The 15705-nt window shown below is 65.4% G+C and carries 15 protein-coding genes; 9 read left to right on the top strand and 6 right to left on the bottom strand.

Annotated features, from left to right (window positions below; translation table 11 throughout):
- Positions 1 to 133: 133 nt before the first annotated feature.
- Both AWB80_RS30040 and phnA read right to left on the bottom strand, forming a co-directional pair.
- Positions 134 to 1423 (bottom strand): MFS transporter, encoded by a 1290-nt coding sequence (locus AWB80_RS30040; protein WP_061178324.1) that lies wholly within the window; start codon positions 1421 to 1423, stop codon positions 134 to 136.
- Positions 1424 to 1471: 48 nt separating this feature from the next.
- Entirely contained in the window at positions 1472 to 2695 is a 1224-nt protein-coding gene (gene phnA / locus AWB80_RS30035) for a phosphonoacetate hydrolase (protein ID WP_061178323.1), read from the bottom strand.
- A 98-nt stretch (positions 2696 to 2793) separates the two neighbouring features.
- Here phnA and AWB80_RS30030 point away from each other — a divergent pair, with 98 nt between their 5' ends.
- Complete coding sequence (locus tag AWB80_RS30030; protein ID WP_061178322.1) at positions 2794 to 3687, top strand: LysR substrate-binding domain-containing protein; 894 nt, start codon at positions 2794 to 2796, stop codon at positions 3685 to 3687.
- On the opposite strand, the gene AWB80_RS30025 is transcribed toward AWB80_RS30030, so the two are convergent.
- Positions 3677 to 4585, bottom strand: a complete 909-nt coding sequence (locus tag AWB80_RS30025) for a LysR substrate-binding domain-containing protein (RefSeq protein WP_061178321.1) — start codon at positions 4583 to 4585, stop codon at positions 3677 to 3679. The two genes, AWB80_RS30030 and AWB80_RS30025, sit on opposite strands and share 11 nt — an antisense overlap.
- A 132-nt stretch (positions 4586 to 4717) precedes the next feature.
- Between AWB80_RS30025 and AWB80_RS30020 the strand changes: the two genes are divergently transcribed.
- The 6 genes from AWB80_RS30020 (at position 4718) to AWB80_RS29995 (ending at position 9802) form a co-directional block, all read left to right on the top strand.
- Positions 4718 to 6058: an MFS transporter gene (locus AWB80_RS30020; protein ID WP_061178320.1), complete on the top strand. Its 1341-nt coding sequence runs from the start codon at positions 4718 to 4720 to the stop codon at positions 6056 to 6058.
- Positions 6059 to 6080: 22 nt separating this feature from the next.
- On the top strand, positions 6081 to 6821 hold the full coding sequence (locus AWB80_RS30015; RefSeq protein ID WP_061178319.1) for an SDR family NAD(P)-dependent oxidoreductase: 741 nt from the start codon (positions 6081 to 6083) through the stop codon (positions 6819 to 6821).
- The gene (locus tag AWB80_RS30010) at positions 6818 to 7657 is read left to right on the top strand and encodes a sugar phosphate isomerase/epimerase family protein (protein ID WP_061178318.1); all 840 of its coding nucleotides are present in this window, start codon (positions 6818 to 6820) and stop codon (positions 7655 to 7657) included. Before AWB80_RS30015 ends, AWB80_RS30010 begins: the two co-directional genes overlap by 4 nt.
- A 1-nt stretch (position 7658) precedes the next feature.
- Positions 7659 to 8498, top strand: coding sequence for an amidohydrolase family protein (locus tag AWB80_RS30005; RefSeq protein WP_061178317.1), 840 nt, complete (start codon positions 7659 to 7661; stop codon positions 8496 to 8498).
- A gap of 75 nt (positions 8499 to 8573) precedes the next feature.
- Positions 8574 to 9254: a CBS domain-containing protein gene (locus tag AWB80_RS30000; protein WP_061178335.1), complete on the top strand. Its 681-nt coding sequence runs from the start codon at positions 8574 to 8576 to the stop codon at positions 9252 to 9254.
- A gap of 95 nt (positions 9255 to 9349) precedes the next feature.
- The gene (locus AWB80_RS29995) at positions 9350 to 9802 is read left to right on the top strand and encodes an SRPBCC family protein (protein ID WP_061178316.1); all 453 of its coding nucleotides are present in this window, start codon (positions 9350 to 9352) and stop codon (positions 9800 to 9802) included.
- A 15-nt stretch (positions 9803 to 9817) separates the two neighbouring features.
- Here AWB80_RS29995 and AWB80_RS29990 read toward each other — a convergent pair whose 3' ends face one another.
- From AWB80_RS29990 to AWB80_RS29980, 3 genes are all read right to left on the bottom strand, one after another.
- Positions 9818 to 10780: a 3-hydroxyacyl-CoA dehydrogenase gene (locus AWB80_RS29990; RefSeq protein ID WP_061178315.1), complete on the bottom strand. Its 963-nt coding sequence runs from the start codon at positions 10778 to 10780 to the stop codon at positions 9818 to 9820.
- A gap of 31 nt (positions 10781 to 10811) precedes the next feature.
- Positions 10812 to 11573 carry an SDR family NAD(P)-dependent oxidoreductase gene (locus tag AWB80_RS29985; protein ID WP_061178314.1) on the bottom strand — a complete coding sequence of 254 codons (762 nt, stop codon included), beginning with the start codon at positions 11571 to 11573 and terminating at the stop codon, positions 10812 to 10814.
- A 74-nt stretch (positions 11574 to 11647) separates the two neighbouring features.
- Entirely contained in the window at positions 11648 to 13042 is a 1395-nt protein-coding gene (locus AWB80_RS29980; RefSeq protein WP_061178313.1) for an MFS transporter, read from the bottom strand.
- 360 nt (positions 13043 to 13402) lie between these two features.
- On the opposite strand from AWB80_RS29980, the gene AWB80_RS29970 reads away from it, so the two are divergent.
- Together AWB80_RS29970 and AWB80_RS29965 are read left to right on the top strand one after the other, a co-directional pair.
- On the top strand, positions 13403 to 14275 hold the full coding sequence (locus AWB80_RS29970; protein WP_061178311.1) for an HpcH/HpaI aldolase/citrate lyase family protein: 873 nt from the start codon (positions 13403 to 13405) through the stop codon (positions 14273 to 14275).
- Complete coding sequence (locus AWB80_RS29965; protein ID WP_061178310.1) at positions 14272 to 15699, top strand: MFS transporter; 1428 nt, start codon at positions 14272 to 14274, stop codon at positions 15697 to 15699. The genes AWB80_RS29970 and AWB80_RS29965 overlap by 4 nt, the downstream gene beginning before the upstream one ends.
- Positions 15700 to 15705 lie beyond the last annotated feature (6 nt).

The following is a 15705-nucleotide window of genomic DNA, read 5'->3' as shown; positions in this document are numbered from 1 at the left end:
GACCGTGAAACGACTCCACGCCGATGATAGTGCGGAGCTCCCGTGTGAAAGTAGGTAATCGTCAGGCTCCTCATGCTCCAAACAAAAACCCCACCCCGAAAAGGTGGGGTTTTTGCGTTTTGTCGACCTGACTTCAACGCTTGATCAGCATCGACATCAATGCACTAGCCGCGCAGAGCCCCGCGACGATGGGAAAGATGATCGTGGTCTGCCCCGTCGCGTCGATGACATGTCCGATCACCGGTTCGCCGATGCCCGCGAACGCATACGACATCGTGTTGAGCACGCCTGTCGCGGTGCCTGCCGCACGCCTCCCGAACAGATCGGGGCACAGCGCCCAGAACGACGACGCGGGACCGAACACGAAGAAGCCGCACAGGAACAGCAGAACGACGCCGGTCATACTGCCGTGCGGAACGAGCATCATGCACATCGCCGTGACCGAGGCGAGCACCATGTAGCAGACGATCGCGACGTAGCGCTTGCCCCGGAACAGCACGTCGGAGATCCAACTGTTCGACAGCGAGCCGAGCGCCATGCCGATCGGCAACGCCACCGTGATCCACTTCGGATCGATGAGCGCAGTCGAGGTCTTCCAGTCCATGCCGAGAAAATGCACCGGCACCCAGACGACCAGCGCATAGCGCGCGGCGTTCTGAAACCCGATCGCGAGCCCGGTGATGTAAAGCTTCCAGTTCTTCAGCACGAGCAGATAACGCTGCGCGCTGCTCAGATCGTCACCGGCGGAAGACGGCGCGTCTTCTTGTGCGAGTCTGTCGACGGCGGGCAGACGTTTGTCCTCGGGACGTTCCGCGACGAAGATGAGCAGCACCAGCGCGCCGAGCAACATGGAAAGCGGCGCCAGCCGGAAGATCCACACCCAGCCGAGATGCATCGAGCCGAGAATCAGCACGGGCAGGATATACGCGAGCACCGACGAAAAGCCCGAAAACCCCACATACACACCGTACACGAAACCGCGATGCTTGCTGCCCCACCAGTTCGACAGCAGGCGGCTGCCGGGCGCGAAGCCCATCGACTGGAAATAGCCGTTCAGGCCCCACGCGAGCAGAAAGAACACGAAGGTGTGACCGAAGCTGAACAGCCAGTTGGCCGCGAGCGAGAGCACGGCGCCCGCGATCATCATCGTTTTGCCGCCAAGCTTGTCGCCGAGATTGCCGTTGATGAACTGGCCACCTGCGTAGCACCACAGCATCGTCGCGCTGATCCAGCCAATCTCGTACTTCGACAGCCCGTAATCGAGCTGGATGCCGCTGACCGCGAAGCCGAGCGTCTGCCGCCCGGTGTAGTAAAACAGATAGCAAAACGTGACGCCAATGAGCGCACGCCATTTGTATTGCGCAAGCGTGGTCTCGCGACGAGATGTTTCGTAATCCAGAACGTCGGGTGTATCCGAGGGCATGATGTCTCCTGGTGGCGCGATTCTTCGTCGCGCTCGCGGGTGTCGTGGTCAGGCGAGGTGATTGAGCGCGAGATCGAATGCGTCGAAATTGCGCAGCCGTCGCGCGTCGTCGATACCGCTCAGCTTGCGGTTGAAGAGCAGCGGCACCTTCTGTTCGGACGCGCCGCCGTGCGAACGCAGTGGCACGGTGAGACCCGAAAGATCGTGCTTGTCGGCGGCGCTGCCGAGCGCGGTGAGCCGCTCGCCCAGCACCACGAGATCGCCGATACGGTCCGGCGGCAATTCGAAGCGCTCGCATGCCTGAGCACGCGTCAGCACGGCCTCGACGCCCGCGATGCCCGCAATGAAATCCGCCACCTCCTTCTGCCGTTCGCGCTCGCTGATATACACCGTCGCGTAGGAGCCGAGCGCGCCGTGATGGACCACATAGGGATCGGTGATCGGCAGGATGACGCGCGTGCTCTGGTTGCCGAAGCGCGCATCGAGCCGGTCCTGCAGATACACGATGCGCGGCCGCCCGATCGAATCGGTCTTCGCGTTCATGCCGTGATCGGCGGTAATGGCGAGCACCGCGCCTTCGTCGTGATACTGCGCGAAATAGCGGTCCATCATCGCGTAAAAAGCGTTGGCTTCCCGCGTGCCCGGCGCGTGCTTGTGCTGCACGTAATCGGTCGTGGACAGATACGTCAGGTCCGGACGCTCGCGCCGCAGCAACGACAGCCCCGCCGCGAACACGAACTCGGACAGCTCCGCGCTGTACACCGAAGGCAGCGGCATGCCGATGCGTTCGATCATGCCGGCGACGCCATGCACTTCGACATCGAGCTGATCGGCCTTTTCCGCCGAGAAGCAGACGCCGCGCAGGCCGTGTCCGAGCAGCGCGCGCAGCTTGTCCTTCGCGGTGACGACGGCCACGCGCTGGCCCGCGCGCGCCATTTCCGCGAGGATGGTCGGCGCGCGCAGATACTTCGGATCGTTCATCAGGACTTCCGTGCACGTGTCTTCGTCGAAAAAGAAGTTGCCGCAGATGCCGTGCACGGCGGGCGGTGCGCCGGTGACGATCGACACGTTGTTCGGGTTGGTGAACGACGGCAGCACGCAGTCGCCGGTCAGCACCGTGCCGAACCCGGCGAGCTTCGCGAGGAACGGCGCCTGACCGGCGAGGATGGCCTGATTGATGTATTCCTGCTCGCAGCCGTCGACGCAGACCACGATGGTCGGCGCGGCAGGCATTCTGTAATGGCGGGCATTGACGATAATCTGGGAGGACATGAGCGCACCTTTTCTGGTTGAGACAGACCCAGCGTAAGATGAGCGATGCGCTCACACAATCGAAAAAAAGACGCGATATCTGTCAGAAAAAATCACATATGAGACACAAGCTCCCACCGCTGAACGCACTGCGCGTGTTCGAAGTCGCAGCGCGCGCCGGCAGCTATTCCGCCGCGGCGCGCGAACTCAATCTGACGCACGGGGCGATCAGCCGGCACATCGCGAATCTGGAAGACTGGCTCGGCCAGCCGCTGTTCGCGCGCGACGGCCAGAGCATGGTCGCATCGCCGCACGCGCGCGCCTTCGCCCGCGAGATCAGCGCGGCGTTCGATCACATCGCCGATGCCGCCGAACGCTACGGCAAGAATCAGCGCGTGAAGGTCATTCGCGTGAGCGCGTCGGCTACGGTGGCGATGCGCTGGCTGATCCCGAAGTTGCCGCTGTTCGCCGAGCGCTATCCGGATGTCGACGTGCGCGTCTCCACGGCGATGTCGACCGAGCCGGCATTGCGGGGCAGCTTCGATCTGGCGATCCGCCGCCATGTGCCGCCGGGCGGCCAATTCCAGAGCTGGCAGCTTTTTCAGGAGCACAACACGGTTATCGCGAGTCCGGCGTTGCTTGCGCGCGCAGGCGTGTCGAGCGTCGAGCAACTGGCCGCCGAAACCTGGCTGACGAGCGAAACGCGTCCCGGCGACTGGGAAGCGTGGCTCGAAGCGGCGGGCCATGCATCGCTGCGCGCCAACCGCACGCTGAGATTCGATCATTTCTTCGTCACGCTGCAGGCCGTGGTCGACGGACTGGGCTTCGGCATCGGACCGTTTCCGACGCTCGACACCGATTGCGCCGTCGGCCGCGTGCAGATGCCGTTTCCCGATCTCACCGCGAAAGGCTCGACCTACTACGCGCTGATCCCGCTCGATGCGGACAAGCCCGTGCACATGCGCGACTTCGTGGACTGGCTGAGGAAACCGGTGAGCCTGGCTAAAAATTGACTGCGCCGATCCGTCTGCCCAGTTCATCGGCGCGTCGGCAGACGGCCTGCATCAACGCCATCGCGCTTCGCGACGGCGGCGAGAACTTCGAATAGACGAACGTCGACACCATCTCCAGATCCTCGACGAGCGGGCGCACCACGCAATCCACGCCGCCGGTCGCATACTCGTCGACGATGGCGAGCCCGAGGCCGCCGCGCACGAGCGCGAGCCCCTGATCGGCGCGCGTCACGTCGACGACCGAGGTCAGTTCGACATCGGCCTGCTGGCACGCCCGCGCGATCATCGTGCCGAACGGGATGTCGCGCCTGAAGAGGATCATCGGCTCGCTCTTCAGATCCGCGAGTGCGATCCGCTCGCGCGCGGCGAACGGATGATCCGGCGGCAGCACGCACACCATGCGTCCGCGCATGAACGGCACGACTTCGAGATGTTCATGTTCGATCGGCAGCGACGTCACCGCGACATCGACCGTCTTGCTCAGCACTTCGAGCGGCATGTCGGCCATCAGCGTGGTGTGCCAATCGACCCTGAGTCCCGGCAACTGCCGTTTCAATTCGACGATGGCCGGCGCGACGATCGCGGGCGCAAGCGACGGGCTGCACGCGATACGCAGAAGACTTGCCGGCCCGAGCGCGAGCGCCCGCGCGAATTCGTCGACGCGCAGCGCCGCCTGATAGACCTGCTCCACTTCGCGAAAGAGCGCCTGCGCCTCGGCGGTCGGGATCAGCCGGCCTTTCGCGCGCTCGAAGAGACGCAGGCCCAGCGTCGTCTCCGTGTGCGCGACGAGCTTGCTGACCGCCGGTTGCGATACGTACAGCATCTTCGAGGCCGCATTGATCGAGCCGGTCAGCATCACCGCGCGAAACACTTCCATTTGCCGCAGCTTGAAGCGCATCGTTCCTTCGCCTCCGATTCAGCGATTAACCAAAGGTTATAGGTTAGCTGAAACTGGGCATACGACAGCGGTCCGTCATCTCTCTAGTATTTCCAGGCGTACCAGTCATCAATACAAATGGATGGAGACACGATGAACCAGACCCAATCGATGGCGAGTGAGGCCATCGCCGCCGCGCCCGCCGCGACGCGCACCCGGGCGCGCTTCGGCATCCTCGCGCTGCTCGCGATCGGCACGATGATCAACTACCTCGATCGCAGTGTCGCCGGGATCGCGGCGCCCGGCATGAGCCACGAACTGGGCCTGACGCCCGCGCTGATGGGCGTGATCTTTTCCGCGTTCTCGTGGACTTACACCGCGTCGCAGATTCCGGGCGGCGTGATGCTCGACCGCATCGGCACCCGCTGGACCTATTTCTTCGCGCTGACGCTGTGGTCGCTGTTCACCGGGCTGCAAGGGCTCGCGACGGGCTTCGTCTCGCTGCTGATCATGCGGCTGCTGATCGGCATCGCGGAAGCGCCGTGCTTTCCGACCAACAGCCGCGTCGTCGCGATCTGGTTTCCGCAGAGCGAGCGCGCCCGCGCGACCGGCGTCTACACCTTCGCGGAATATGTCGGTCTCGCGTTCCTGAGTCCGCTGCTCTTCTGGATCGATCATCTCTACGGATGGCGCGCGCTGTTCGGCATCGTCGGCGCGGTGGGCGTCGCGTTCGGCGCGGTCTGGCTCATGCGCTTTCGCGAGCCGCACGAATCGACGCGCGCGAACCGCGCCGAACTCGATTACATCGCGAGTGGCGGCGGCGTCGTCGACGGCAGCCAGCAGGCGACACGCTTTCGCTGGGCCGATATCGCCGCGCTCCTGCGCCGCCGCAGCATGCTCGGCATCTGCATCGGCCAGTTCGCGTGCAATTCGACCAACGTGTTCTTCCTGACCTGGTTCCCGACCTATCTCGTCACCGAACGCCACATGCCGTGGCTCAAGGTCGGCATGGTCGCGGTGCTGCCGTTCATCGCCGCGTCGGTCGGGACGCTCGCGGGCGGCTGGATTTCCGATGCCATGCTGCGCCGTGGCATCTCGCTGAACTGGTCGCGCAAGCTGCCGGTGATCGCCGGTCTCGTCGCTGCATCGAGCATCGTGCTGGCGAACTATGTCGACTCGATCAGCCTGGTGATCGCGATTCTGTGCGTTGCGTACTTCGCGCAAGGGATGTCGGCGCTCGCGTGGATGATCGTCTCCGATATCGCGCCGAAGGGCCTGCTGGGCCTGAGCGGCGGCATCTTCAATCTGTTCGCGAACGCGGCGGGCATCGTCACGCCGCTCGTGATCGGGCTGATCGTCAACGCGACCGGCTCGTTCGTCTACGCGCTCGCCTTCATCTCGGGCGTCACGCTGCTCGGCGCGCTTTCATATGTCTTCGTCGTCGGCGACATCAGGCGCATCGAATTTGCGGCGTCCGCTTCCTCCTCCAACTGAACCACGCAGGGAAATCATCGCAATGAGTCATTCTCTCGACGGCCAGGTGGCCATCGTCACGGGCGCGGCGCGCGGGATCGGCCTCGGCATCGCCCGCAAGCTGAAAGCCGACGGCGCGCGCGTCGCGATCTGGGATCTCGATATCGCGGGCTGCGACGCGCAGCGTCTCGGCTTCGAACCCGATCACCTGCAGCCGGTCGATGTCGCGTCGTACGAATCGGTCGAACGCGCATTCGGTGCGACGCTCGAGGCGCTCGGCCGCGTCGACATTCTCGTGAACAACGCGGGTATCAACGGTCCTGTCGTGCCGAGCTGGGAGTATCCCGTCGATGCATGGCAGCGCGTGCTGGCCGTCGACCTGAACAGCGTGTTCTATTGCTGCCGCGTCGCGATCCCGCATATGCGCGCGCGCGGCGGCGGGCGGATCGTCAATGTCGCGTCGATCGCGGGCAAGGAGGGCGTGCAGTACATCTCCGCGTACTCCGCGGCGAAGGCGGGCGTGATCGCGTTCACCAAGTCCGCCGCGAAGGAACTGGCGCGCGACAACGTGCTGATCAATTGCGTCGCGCCCGCGATGGTCGAGACGGAGCTGTTCCACGAGATGTCGGACCAGCATATCGAGGCGAGCAAGGCGAAGATTCCGATGGGCCGCTTCCTGCAGATCGATGAAGTCGGCGCGATGGTGAGCTGGATCGCCAGTCCCGCGTGCAGCTTCACGACGGGCTTCACCTTCGACCTGACGGGCGGGAGGGCCACGTATTGAACGCCGCTACGCTCGCCGCGCGGCCGCTTGCCGCCGCGCATCTGACCGCGCTGGACGTTGCGCCGGTGCCGTGGGTCCGGCTCGCCGCGCATACCGGTTTCGACGCGGTCGGCCTGCGCATGCATCCGGCGGTGCCCGGCGCGATTGCCTGGCCGACGACGCCCGGCACCGCCGCGCATCGTGAATTGCAGGACGCGCTCGCGGGCGAAGGCATCGCGCTCCACGATGTCGAGTTCATTCCTGTCGTGCCCGAACTCGTGCCCGCTTCGTTTGCGCTACTCTTCGAAGCGGCGGCTTCGCTGGGTGCGCGCTGCGTGAACGTGTCGGGCGACGATCCGGACCCGGTGCGCCTCGCGGACAATCTCGCCGCGCTTGCAGAACTCGGTCGGACGTACGGTTTGCGCATCGATCTGGAATTCATGCGCTGGCGGCATGTTGCATCGCTGGCGCAAGCCCGCGCAATGATCGCGCGGGTCGCGCATCCGAATCTCGCCGTGCTCGTCGACGCGCTGCATCTGTCGCGCTCGGGCGGCACGCCGGACGACGTCGGCGCGATGCCGTGCGGGTGGATCGGCAGCGCGCAACTCTGCGATGCGCGCGCGTGTCTGCCTGCCAGCGACGACGAAGCGATTCACGAAGCGCGCGCCGACCGCCTGCCGCCGGGCGAAGGCGCGCTGCCGCTCGACGCGCTGTTGCGCGCGTTGCCTGCCGATGTGGCGTTGAGCGTCGAGATGCCGTTTCCGTCGCTGCCCTCCGATGTCCGGCTCGCGCGCGCGTACGGCTCGGCGCGGCGCATCGTCGACAGGAACGACGCGCTTGTGAAAGAGGAAACCTGAGATGACGCTGTTCGAAGAAGACAAGATCGACTGCCACTGTCACGTATTCGATCCCGCGCGCTTTCCGTATCGCGACGACACGCCGTATCGGCCGGCGCAGCAGGAGATCGGCACGGCTGCGCAGTTTGTCCGCGTGATGGATGCATACGGCGTGCGGCACGCGCTGCTCGTCGGCCCGACGAGCGGTTACCGGACCGACAACCGCTGCCTGCTCGACGCGCTGGAAACCTACGAAGGACGCCTTCGCGGCATCGCGGTGGTCGATAACGACATCGCCCGCAGCGAGCTTGCGGCGCTGCAACGCGCGGGCGTGGCGGGCGTCGCGTTCAATCCGGCGATGGAAGGTCTCGACGCCGTGCTAGAGGCGGGCGGGCTGTTCGCATCGCTCGCGGACCTCGGGATGGTCGCGCAGGTTCAGGTCACCGGGGATCAGATGGCGGCGCTCGAACCGTGGCTCGCGCGGCAGGCGGCGACGCTCGCGATCGATCATTGTGGGCGGCCCGACATCGGCGCGGGGATTGCTCAGCCGGGCTTTCAGGCGTTGCTGCGGCTCGCGGATAGCGGCCGAGCGAGCGTCAAGCTGTCGGGCTGGCAGAAGTACGCGCGTGAGGCGCATCCGTACGAGGACGCGTGGCCGTTCGCCCATGCGCTGCTGCGCGCGTTCGGGCCGCAGAACTGCGTGTGGGGTTCCGACTGGCCGTTCCTGCGCGCGCCCGAGCGGCTCGACTACGGACCGCTGCTGACGCTGTTCGAGAAGATCGTGCCCGACGCGCAGACGCGGCGGCAGATTCAATGGGAAACGCCGCGCAGGCTGTTCGGTTTCGCCACGGCTTCCGGCTGAGCGCTTGACCGGGATCAAGCGCACAATACGCGGCAAGCCGGACAATAGAAGATCTTTCCCTTCAAGGAGATGCAAGTGCGCGCTGCCGACGTCATGACGAAAAAGATCATTTCCGCCCATCCCGACATGTCCGTGCGTCAGGCGGCCGGGACCATGGTGTTCGCCGGCGTCAGCGGCATGCCCGTGATCGACGAAGACGGCCGCCTGCTCGGCATGGTCACGGAAGGCGATCTGATGCATCGCGCGGAGATCGGCACCGGCGTCACGCAGCGCGCGTGGTGGCTCGAACTGGTCGCATCGACGCGCGATCTCGCGAGCCAGTATGTGAAGGAGCACGCGAGAAAGGTCGGCGACGTGATGACCACCGACGTCGCGACCATCACCGAAACGTGTCCGGTCGCCGACATCGCCGAGTTGCTCGAACGCCGCCGCATCAAGCGCGTACCCGTCATGCGGGACGGCAAGGTGGTCGGCGTGGTGAGCCGCTCGAACCTGATCCGCGCGCTCGTAACGATGGCGCCCGAGCTGCCCGCCGACACCGACGGCAGCGATCACTCGATTCGCGAAGCGGTGCTCGCCGCCATCGCGGAGCAGCCGTGGGCGCTTGCGAGCGAGAACGTGACGGTCGAGAACGGCATCGTGCATCTGTGGGGGCCGATCGTCAGCGCGGAAGAAGGCAACGCCCTTCGCGTGGCGGCGGAAAACGTGTCGGGCGTGAACGGGGTCATGACGCACTTCGGGCTTCCGAAGGCGTAGCGTGGGTTTTCCCTGATCCGTCCGATGTCGATTCCGGCGTCGGCGCATCGTCGTGAAAGTGTGTCCAACTCATTTCATCGAAAGGCGAACACACCATGACTACGACCACTGGAACCGTCCGACTTCACCGCGTGCTGCGCGCGACGCCCGAGCGCATCTATCGCGCCTTCCTCGAACCCGACGCGATGGCGAAGTGGCTTCCGCCCTACGGGTTCACCTGTCAGGTGCATCAACTGGAAGCGCGCACGGGCGGCACGCACAAGATGTCCTTCCGCAACTTCAGCACCGGCCATAGCCACTCGTTCGGCGGCGAGTATCTCGAACTGGTGCCGTTCGAAAAAATCCGCTACACGGACCGCTTCGACGATCCGAACCTGCCCGGCGAGATGCACGTCACCGTCTCGCTGCGGCAGGTGTCCTGCGGCACCGAACTCGACATCGTGCAGGAAGGCGTGCCCGATGTGATTCCCGTCGAGATGTGCTATCTCGGCTGGCAGGAGTCGCTGGTTCAACTGGCGCGACTGGTCGAGCCGGAAATCCCCGACTGACGTCAGAGCGCGACGCTAGCGCTTGTCGCCATCCTTCGCGCGTGCGGCGGCAAACGCCATCAGCCGTTCGTCGCGCCAGTCGCGGCGCGCGGCGAGCGCATCGGCGGGAAGATGGGCACGCCGGTCGCGCTCGACGCGCGCGATCAGCGCGTCATCCCACGGACCGTCTTCCGTGCGCGAGCGAGCGATCGAGTGATAGAGCGGCCCCAGCCGGTTCGCATAATCGGCAACCCCGCCTGGCGCATTCAGATCGATCGTCTCGAACGGGCCCATGAAGGACCAGCGCCAGCCGAGCCCGTCGCGCACGGTCTTGTCGATGTCCTCGCAACTCGCGATGCCGTCGCGCTGAAGCGCCCACGCTTCACGCAGCAGCGCCGCCTGCAGGCGGTTCAGCACGAAGCCCTCGATCTCCTTGCGCACATGCACGACGCTCTGGCCGATGCCGCGCATGAGACGATCGGTGAAAGCGATCGTTTCCGGCGACGTCTGCGTCGACGGCACCAGTTCCACCACCGGCACGAGATAGGGCGGATTGACCGGATGCGCGATCAGCACGCGCGGCGAGATCGTCAGGTCGTTGGCGAAGTCGGAGGCCTTGATGCCCGAACTCGAACTGCCGATGACGACGTCCGCGCCCGCGAGCGCGTCGAGATCGAGCATCAGTTGCCGCTTCACGTCGACGCGTTCGAGCACGGATTCCTGCACGTAGGCCGCGCCGTCGATGGCTTGCGCGAGCGAGTCCGCGAGCGTGAGCCGCGCGGCGACGGCTTCGGGCGCTTCATCGATCAGCCCATGCCGATGCAGCGCCGCGAGCTGGTTCGCCGCCCACGGCAGCGCCGCCGATGCGGTGTGCGGATTGGCGTCGTAAATGCGCACATTCAGGCCCGCGCGCGCGAACGCGATGGCCCATCCCGCGCCCACGAGGCCCGCGCCGACCACCGCCACCGGCTGGCCGGGATTCACTTGCGATACGTTCATCGTCTTTCCTGCTTCGATTGATTGATGTGTGTCAGGCGGCCGTCCAGCCGCCGTCGAGCATGAGCGCACTGCCGGTCATGAGCGTCGATGCGTCGCCGGCGAGAAACACGATCGCGCCCATGACTTCCTCGACGCGTCCCACGCGGCCGAGCGCGATCCGCTCCGTGACCCATTCGCGAAAGCCGGGTGCATCGAACATGCTCGCGGTGAACGCGGTTTCGATGAACGTCGGACACACGGTGTTCACGCGGATGCCGTGCGGACCGAGTTCCCACGCGAGCGCTTTCGTCAGGCCTTCGATCGCATGCTTGGACGCGCAATACACCGTGCGCTTCGGACTGCCGACATGTCCCATCTGCGAGGACACGTTGATGATCGAGCCCGCGATGCCTTCGCGCAGCATGCGTTTCGCCACCGCGCGCGATACGTAAAAGACGGCTTTCACATTGAGATCGAGAATGGCGTCGATGTCTTCGTCCGCCACATCGACGAGCGGCTTCGGGCGATTCATTCCCGCGCAGTTCACGAGGATGTCGAAAGGCCCGGATTCGTCGATCGCCGCGTCGACGGCGCGCGCATCGGTCACGTCGAGCACGATGCAGCGGCTCTGGCCGCCGTCCGCGTCGATCTGTGCGCAGGCGCGTTCTAGCTCATCCGCCGATCGCGCGGCGAGCGTCACGCTCGCGCCCGCCTGCGCCAGCGCCGCCGCCGCCGCGAGACCGATGCCGCGTCCCGCGCCCGTGATCAACGCGCGTCTGCCCTGCAAAGAAAAGCCCGGCACCCGTGGCAGCATGCACTCTCCCGATAGTCATCGACTGGAACGATGCAAAGCGTAGCGAGCCGCGCCCGCCATCGCTTGCATACCTGTTATGCGGGCGAATCCGTCAGCGCTTCGCTCTCGATGTTGGCTTCGGCCGGCTTCTGCGCCTGCTTGCCGCGCGCGAAGGTCGCCGCTGGCATCGACAACACGAGGACGCCGGTGCACATCAGCACGAAGCCGAGCGCGTAGGTGCCGTTGTTGATGTTGCCGGTCATCTGCTTCATCAGGCTGGTGATCCACGAACCCGCGATGCCGGAGAGGCTGCCGAACGAGTTGATCATCGCGAAGCCTGCAGCCGCGGCCGTGCCGGAAAGCAGGCTGCCCGGATACGTCCAGACGACCGGCGTCAACCCCAGCACACCCGATGCCGCGAAGCACAGACAGACGATCGCTAGCGGCGTATTGTTCGCGAAGACCGCGCTCAGGATCAGCCCCGCGCCGCCGACGAATGCGGGAATCGCGGCGTGCCAGCGGCGCTCGCCGGTCTTGCTCGAATGCCACGCGTTGAAGAGCATGGTCGCGGCGGCGAAGACGAACGGAATCGCCGTGAGCACGCCGATATGGAACGTGTCCTTCACGCCGGATTCGCGCACGATCGACGGCAGCCAGAACGACAAGCCGTACCAGCCCGTCGCATACGTGAAGATGATCCCCGCGCAGATCCACACGCGATAGTCGCGCAGCGCCGCGCCGAAATGAAACTCCTTGTGCGCGCTTTCGGTGACGACGTTCCGTTCGAGCAGACGCTTCTCCGCATCGGTGAGCCAGCGCGCCTGATTGATTTTGTCGGTGAGGCCGAAGTACACGAGGAACGCGAGCGCCATCGCCGGAATGCCTTCGATCATCAGCATCCATTGCCAGCCGCTATAGCCGAGCCAGCCGTGCGAATGCTGCATCAGCCAGCCCGAAAGCGGACCGCCGAACACGAGACTGGTCGGCAGCGCGAGCAGCAGGCCGAAGGTCACTTTCGTCTGGCGATCGGAAGGAAACCAGTAGTTGATGTAGAGCAGCACGCCGGGATAGAAACCGGCTTCGCAACATCCGAGCAAGAGACGCAGGATGTAGAACATCGTCGCGTTCTGGATACCGAACAGATGCGCGAGTTCGGCGGTGAACATGGTGCTCGCCGAGATGAGACCCCACGTCAGCATGATGCGCGCGATCCATCGCCGCGCGCCGACCCGGTGCAGCACGATGTTGCTCGGAATCTCCAGCGCGATATAGCCGATGAAGAACATGCTCGCGCCGAGCGCGAACGCCGAATCGCCGATCTTCAGGTCGCCGAGCATCTGCAGCTTCGCAAAGCCGATGTTGACGCGATCCAGAAACGAGAACGTGTGGCAGAGAAAAAGGATCGGCGCGATGCGCCATAGCAGCTTCTTGTACAGCTTTTCTTCGTCGACGGAACGCGCGGACGCGCCGTCGATTGCATCGATGCTCATGGAATGTCTCCTGTGATTCAAGGCGAATGAAACGGATGTCCCGCTCTTGGTGGGCGGCGGGTCGATGTTCGTGAAGCGTATTGAGAGCGCGGCGCGCACGCTTGAATACCTGTTATGCATCGCCTGCATATCGCGATTGCGGCAGCAAGCGGGAAAGCCTTGCGCGGCGGGCATTGCGGCGATTTGCGCGGCATCGGCGGCGAACGGATTCCGGCGCGTTTACCCCTATCGTCCGACTGTCGACAGTTTGACAGAATGAATTAAAGACTCGCTGACAACGTCGCGGCGGGCTTCTTCAGGAGACGATCGAATGCTCTTTCGCGTGCTCTTAGTCCCGTCACGATCGCAGCGGAGGCCGCGATGACGCGCGCCCTCGCTCACCGGATGCGCCGCTCGATGCTGATCACGCCCGCGCATCGTCCCGACCGCATGGCGGGCGCGATGAAGCTAGCGGTCGACTCGTTCGTCTTCGATCTCGAAGACGGCGTGCCGCCCGCGCGCCGCGACGAAGCGCGCGCAAATCTAGCCAGGCTGATGCCGGCGCTCGATTTCGGCGGACGCGAACGCGTCGTGCGCATCAACGCGGTGGGCACGGCGGAGTGTCAGCGCGATCTCGACGCGATCCCGCTCCCGCACTGCGACGCGCTGCTCGTGCCGAAGGTCGAAGCGCCGGAACAGTTGCGCTGGCTCGACGACGCGCTCGCCCGGCACGGCGCCTCGCCGCAACTCATCGTCACGCTGGAAACGCCGCGCGGCGTGCTGAACGCGCTCGCCATCGGCGATGCGTCGGCGCGTTGCTGCGCGTTCTTCTTCGGCTCCGGCGACTACACGATGGAAACCGGCGCCGCGATCACGCCGACCGCCTTGCTGTGGGCGCGCTCGACGATCGTCGCGGCGGCGGGCGCGATCGGCTGCGACGCCATCGACGCGCCGTATCTGCACGGCCTGCGCGATCCGCACGGCACGCACGAGGACGCGTTGCGCGCGAAAGAGCTGGGCTTCAGCGGCAAGGTCGTGTTCCATCCCGCGCAGGTCGATGCGGTCAACCGCGCCTTCACGCCTACCGAAGCGGAAGCCGCGCGCGCCCGCCGCATCGTCGATGCATTCGAGGCGGTGAAAGCGAGCGGTGAGGGCACGGCCATCGTCGATGGCGAATTCGTCGCGATCGATCTCGTCCCGCGCATGCAGCGCATGCTCGACGTCGCGGCGTTCGCTCAAGGGAGAAGCTCATGAAGCAGGCAACGCTGGCGTCGTATGACGAGGCCGATGTCGGCGCCGTGGCCGATGCGCGCACGTCCGCGCTGAATATCGCGGGACGGCTGGAGCGGCTGCCGCTCGCGCGTTTTCATTGGGTGCTGTTCGCGATCCTGGGCGTCGCGATGTTCTTCGACGGCTACGACCTCACCGTGACCGGTTTCGTGATTCCGGCGCTGCACAAGCACGGCTGGCTCACGCCGGCGACCACGGCGACCTTCATCTCGGTGCCGCTCGTCGCGGCCGCATTCGGCTCGATCGCGGCGGGCCTGCTCGGCGACCGCATCGGACGGCGGCGGCTCTTTCAGGCGACCGTGCTCGCGTACAGCCTGTCGAGCGTCGGCTGCGGTCTCGCGACGAGCTACGGCATGCTGCTCACGTTCCGCACCCTCAACCTCTTTGCGATCGGCACCGTGACCGTCACCGGTTACGCGTATCTCAACGAGTTCACGCCGAAGCGCTATCGCGGACGCTTCCAGTCGGCGGTCGCGCTGCTGCTCAACGGCGGCCTGCCGTTCGGCGCGCTGATGGCGCGGCTCATCGTGCCGAACACGGATGTCGAAGTGGGCTGGCGCATCCTGTTCCTGCTTTCGGTGATTCCCGCGCTGCTCGTGTTCGCGAACAAACGGCTCTTGCCGGAGTCGCCGCGCTGGCTCGCATCCGTCGGGCGCGACGAGGAAGCCGCGCGCGTGCTCGACGCCATCGAAGCGACCATCGTGCGACAGGGCAAGCCGCTGCCCGACGCCGAACCCGGGCGCGAACCGGCGCGCCATCTCGGCTGGGATGCGCTCGTCTCGCCGCTCGTGCGCGGCCGCTTCGCGCTGGCGATCGTCTTCAACGTCTGCCATCTCACGGGGCTGTTCGTGCTGATCAGCTGGCTGCCGACGCTCTTCGTCTCGCGCGGCCTCACGCTCGGCAGCACCTTCACCTTCGCCGCCGTGAGCTTCACGGGCGGCTTTATCGGGCCGCTGCTCGGCATCGTGCTCGCGGATCGCATCGAGCGGCGCTGGGCGCTCGTCGCCGCCGCGCTGGTTGCGGCGGCAGCGGGCGTCGTGTACGCGCAGCAGACGTCGCCATCCGGCCTGATGATCACGGGCCTGATTCTCGTCGCGGCGATCTTCTTCATCTCGTCGGTCGGCTTCGCGACGTACATTCCCGAAATTCTTCCGACCGGCGTGCGGTTGCGCGGACTCGGCACGGCCGCGCTGATCGGACGCCTCGCGTCGGCCGTCACGCCGTTCGCCGTCGCGGCCGCGCTCCTCACGTTGAAGAACCCGTTCTATGTGGTGTCGTCGGTCGGTGTCGCGTATGTCGTGATGGCGGTGCTGCTCGCCGCGCTCGGTCCGAACGTGCGCGGCAGGTCGCTCGAAAGTCTGGAGTCCGGATTGAATCAGAAATCTTGAGGAGCT

Source organism: Caballeronia pedi (genome assembly GCF_001544915.2).
Lineage (GTDB): Bacteria > Pseudomonadota > Gammaproteobacteria > Burkholderiales > Burkholderiaceae > Caballeronia > Caballeronia pedi.
This window is presented reverse-complemented; position numbering and strand designations above follow the sequence as displayed.

Coding starts and splice junctions, on each gene's coding strand:
- AWB80_RS30040 (WP_061178324.1), bottom strand. CDS start 1,423: ATGCCCTCGGATACACCCGACGTTCTGGATTACGAAACATCTCGTCGC.
- phnA (WP_061178323.1), bottom strand. CDS start 2,695: ATGTCCTCCCAGATTATCGTCAATGCCCGCCATTACAGAATGCCTGCC.
- AWB80_RS30030 (WP_061178322.1), top strand. CDS start 2,794: ATGAGACACAAGCTCCCACCGCTGAACGCACTGCGCGTGTTCGAAGTC.
- AWB80_RS30025 (WP_061178321.1), bottom strand. CDS start 4,585: ATGCGCTTCAAGCTGCGGCAAATGGAAGTGTTTCGCGCGGTGATGCTG.
- AWB80_RS30020 (WP_061178320.1), top strand. CDS start 4,718: ATGAACCAGACCCAATCGATGGCGAGTGAGGCCATCGCCGCCGCGCCC.
- AWB80_RS30015 (WP_061178319.1), top strand. CDS start 6,081: ATGAGTCATTCTCTCGACGGCCAGGTGGCCATCGTCACGGGCGCGGCG.
- AWB80_RS30005 (WP_061178317.1), top strand. CDS start 7,659: ATGACGCTGTTCGAAGAAGACAAGATCGACTGCCACTGTCACGTATTC.
- AWB80_RS29995 (WP_061178316.1), top strand. CDS start 9,350: ATGACTACGACCACTGGAACCGTCCGACTTCACCGCGTGCTGCGCGCG.
- AWB80_RS29990 (WP_061178315.1), bottom strand. CDS start 10,780: ATGAACGTATCGCAAGTGAATCCCGGCCAGCCGGTGGCGGTGGTCGGC.
- AWB80_RS29985 (WP_061178314.1), bottom strand. CDS start 11,573: ATGCTGCCACGGGTGCCGGGCTTTTCTTTGCAGGGCAGACGCGCGTTG.
- AWB80_RS29980 (WP_061178313.1), bottom strand. CDS start 13,042: ATGAGCATCGATGCAATCGACGGCGCGTCCGCGCGTTCCGTCGACGAA.
- AWB80_RS29970 (WP_061178311.1), top strand. CDS start 13,403: ATGACGCGCGCCCTCGCTCACCGGATGCGCCGCTCGATGCTGATCACG.
- AWB80_RS29965 (WP_061178310.1), top strand. CDS start 14,272: ATGAAGCAGGCAACGCTGGCGTCGTATGACGAGGCCGATGTCGGCGCC.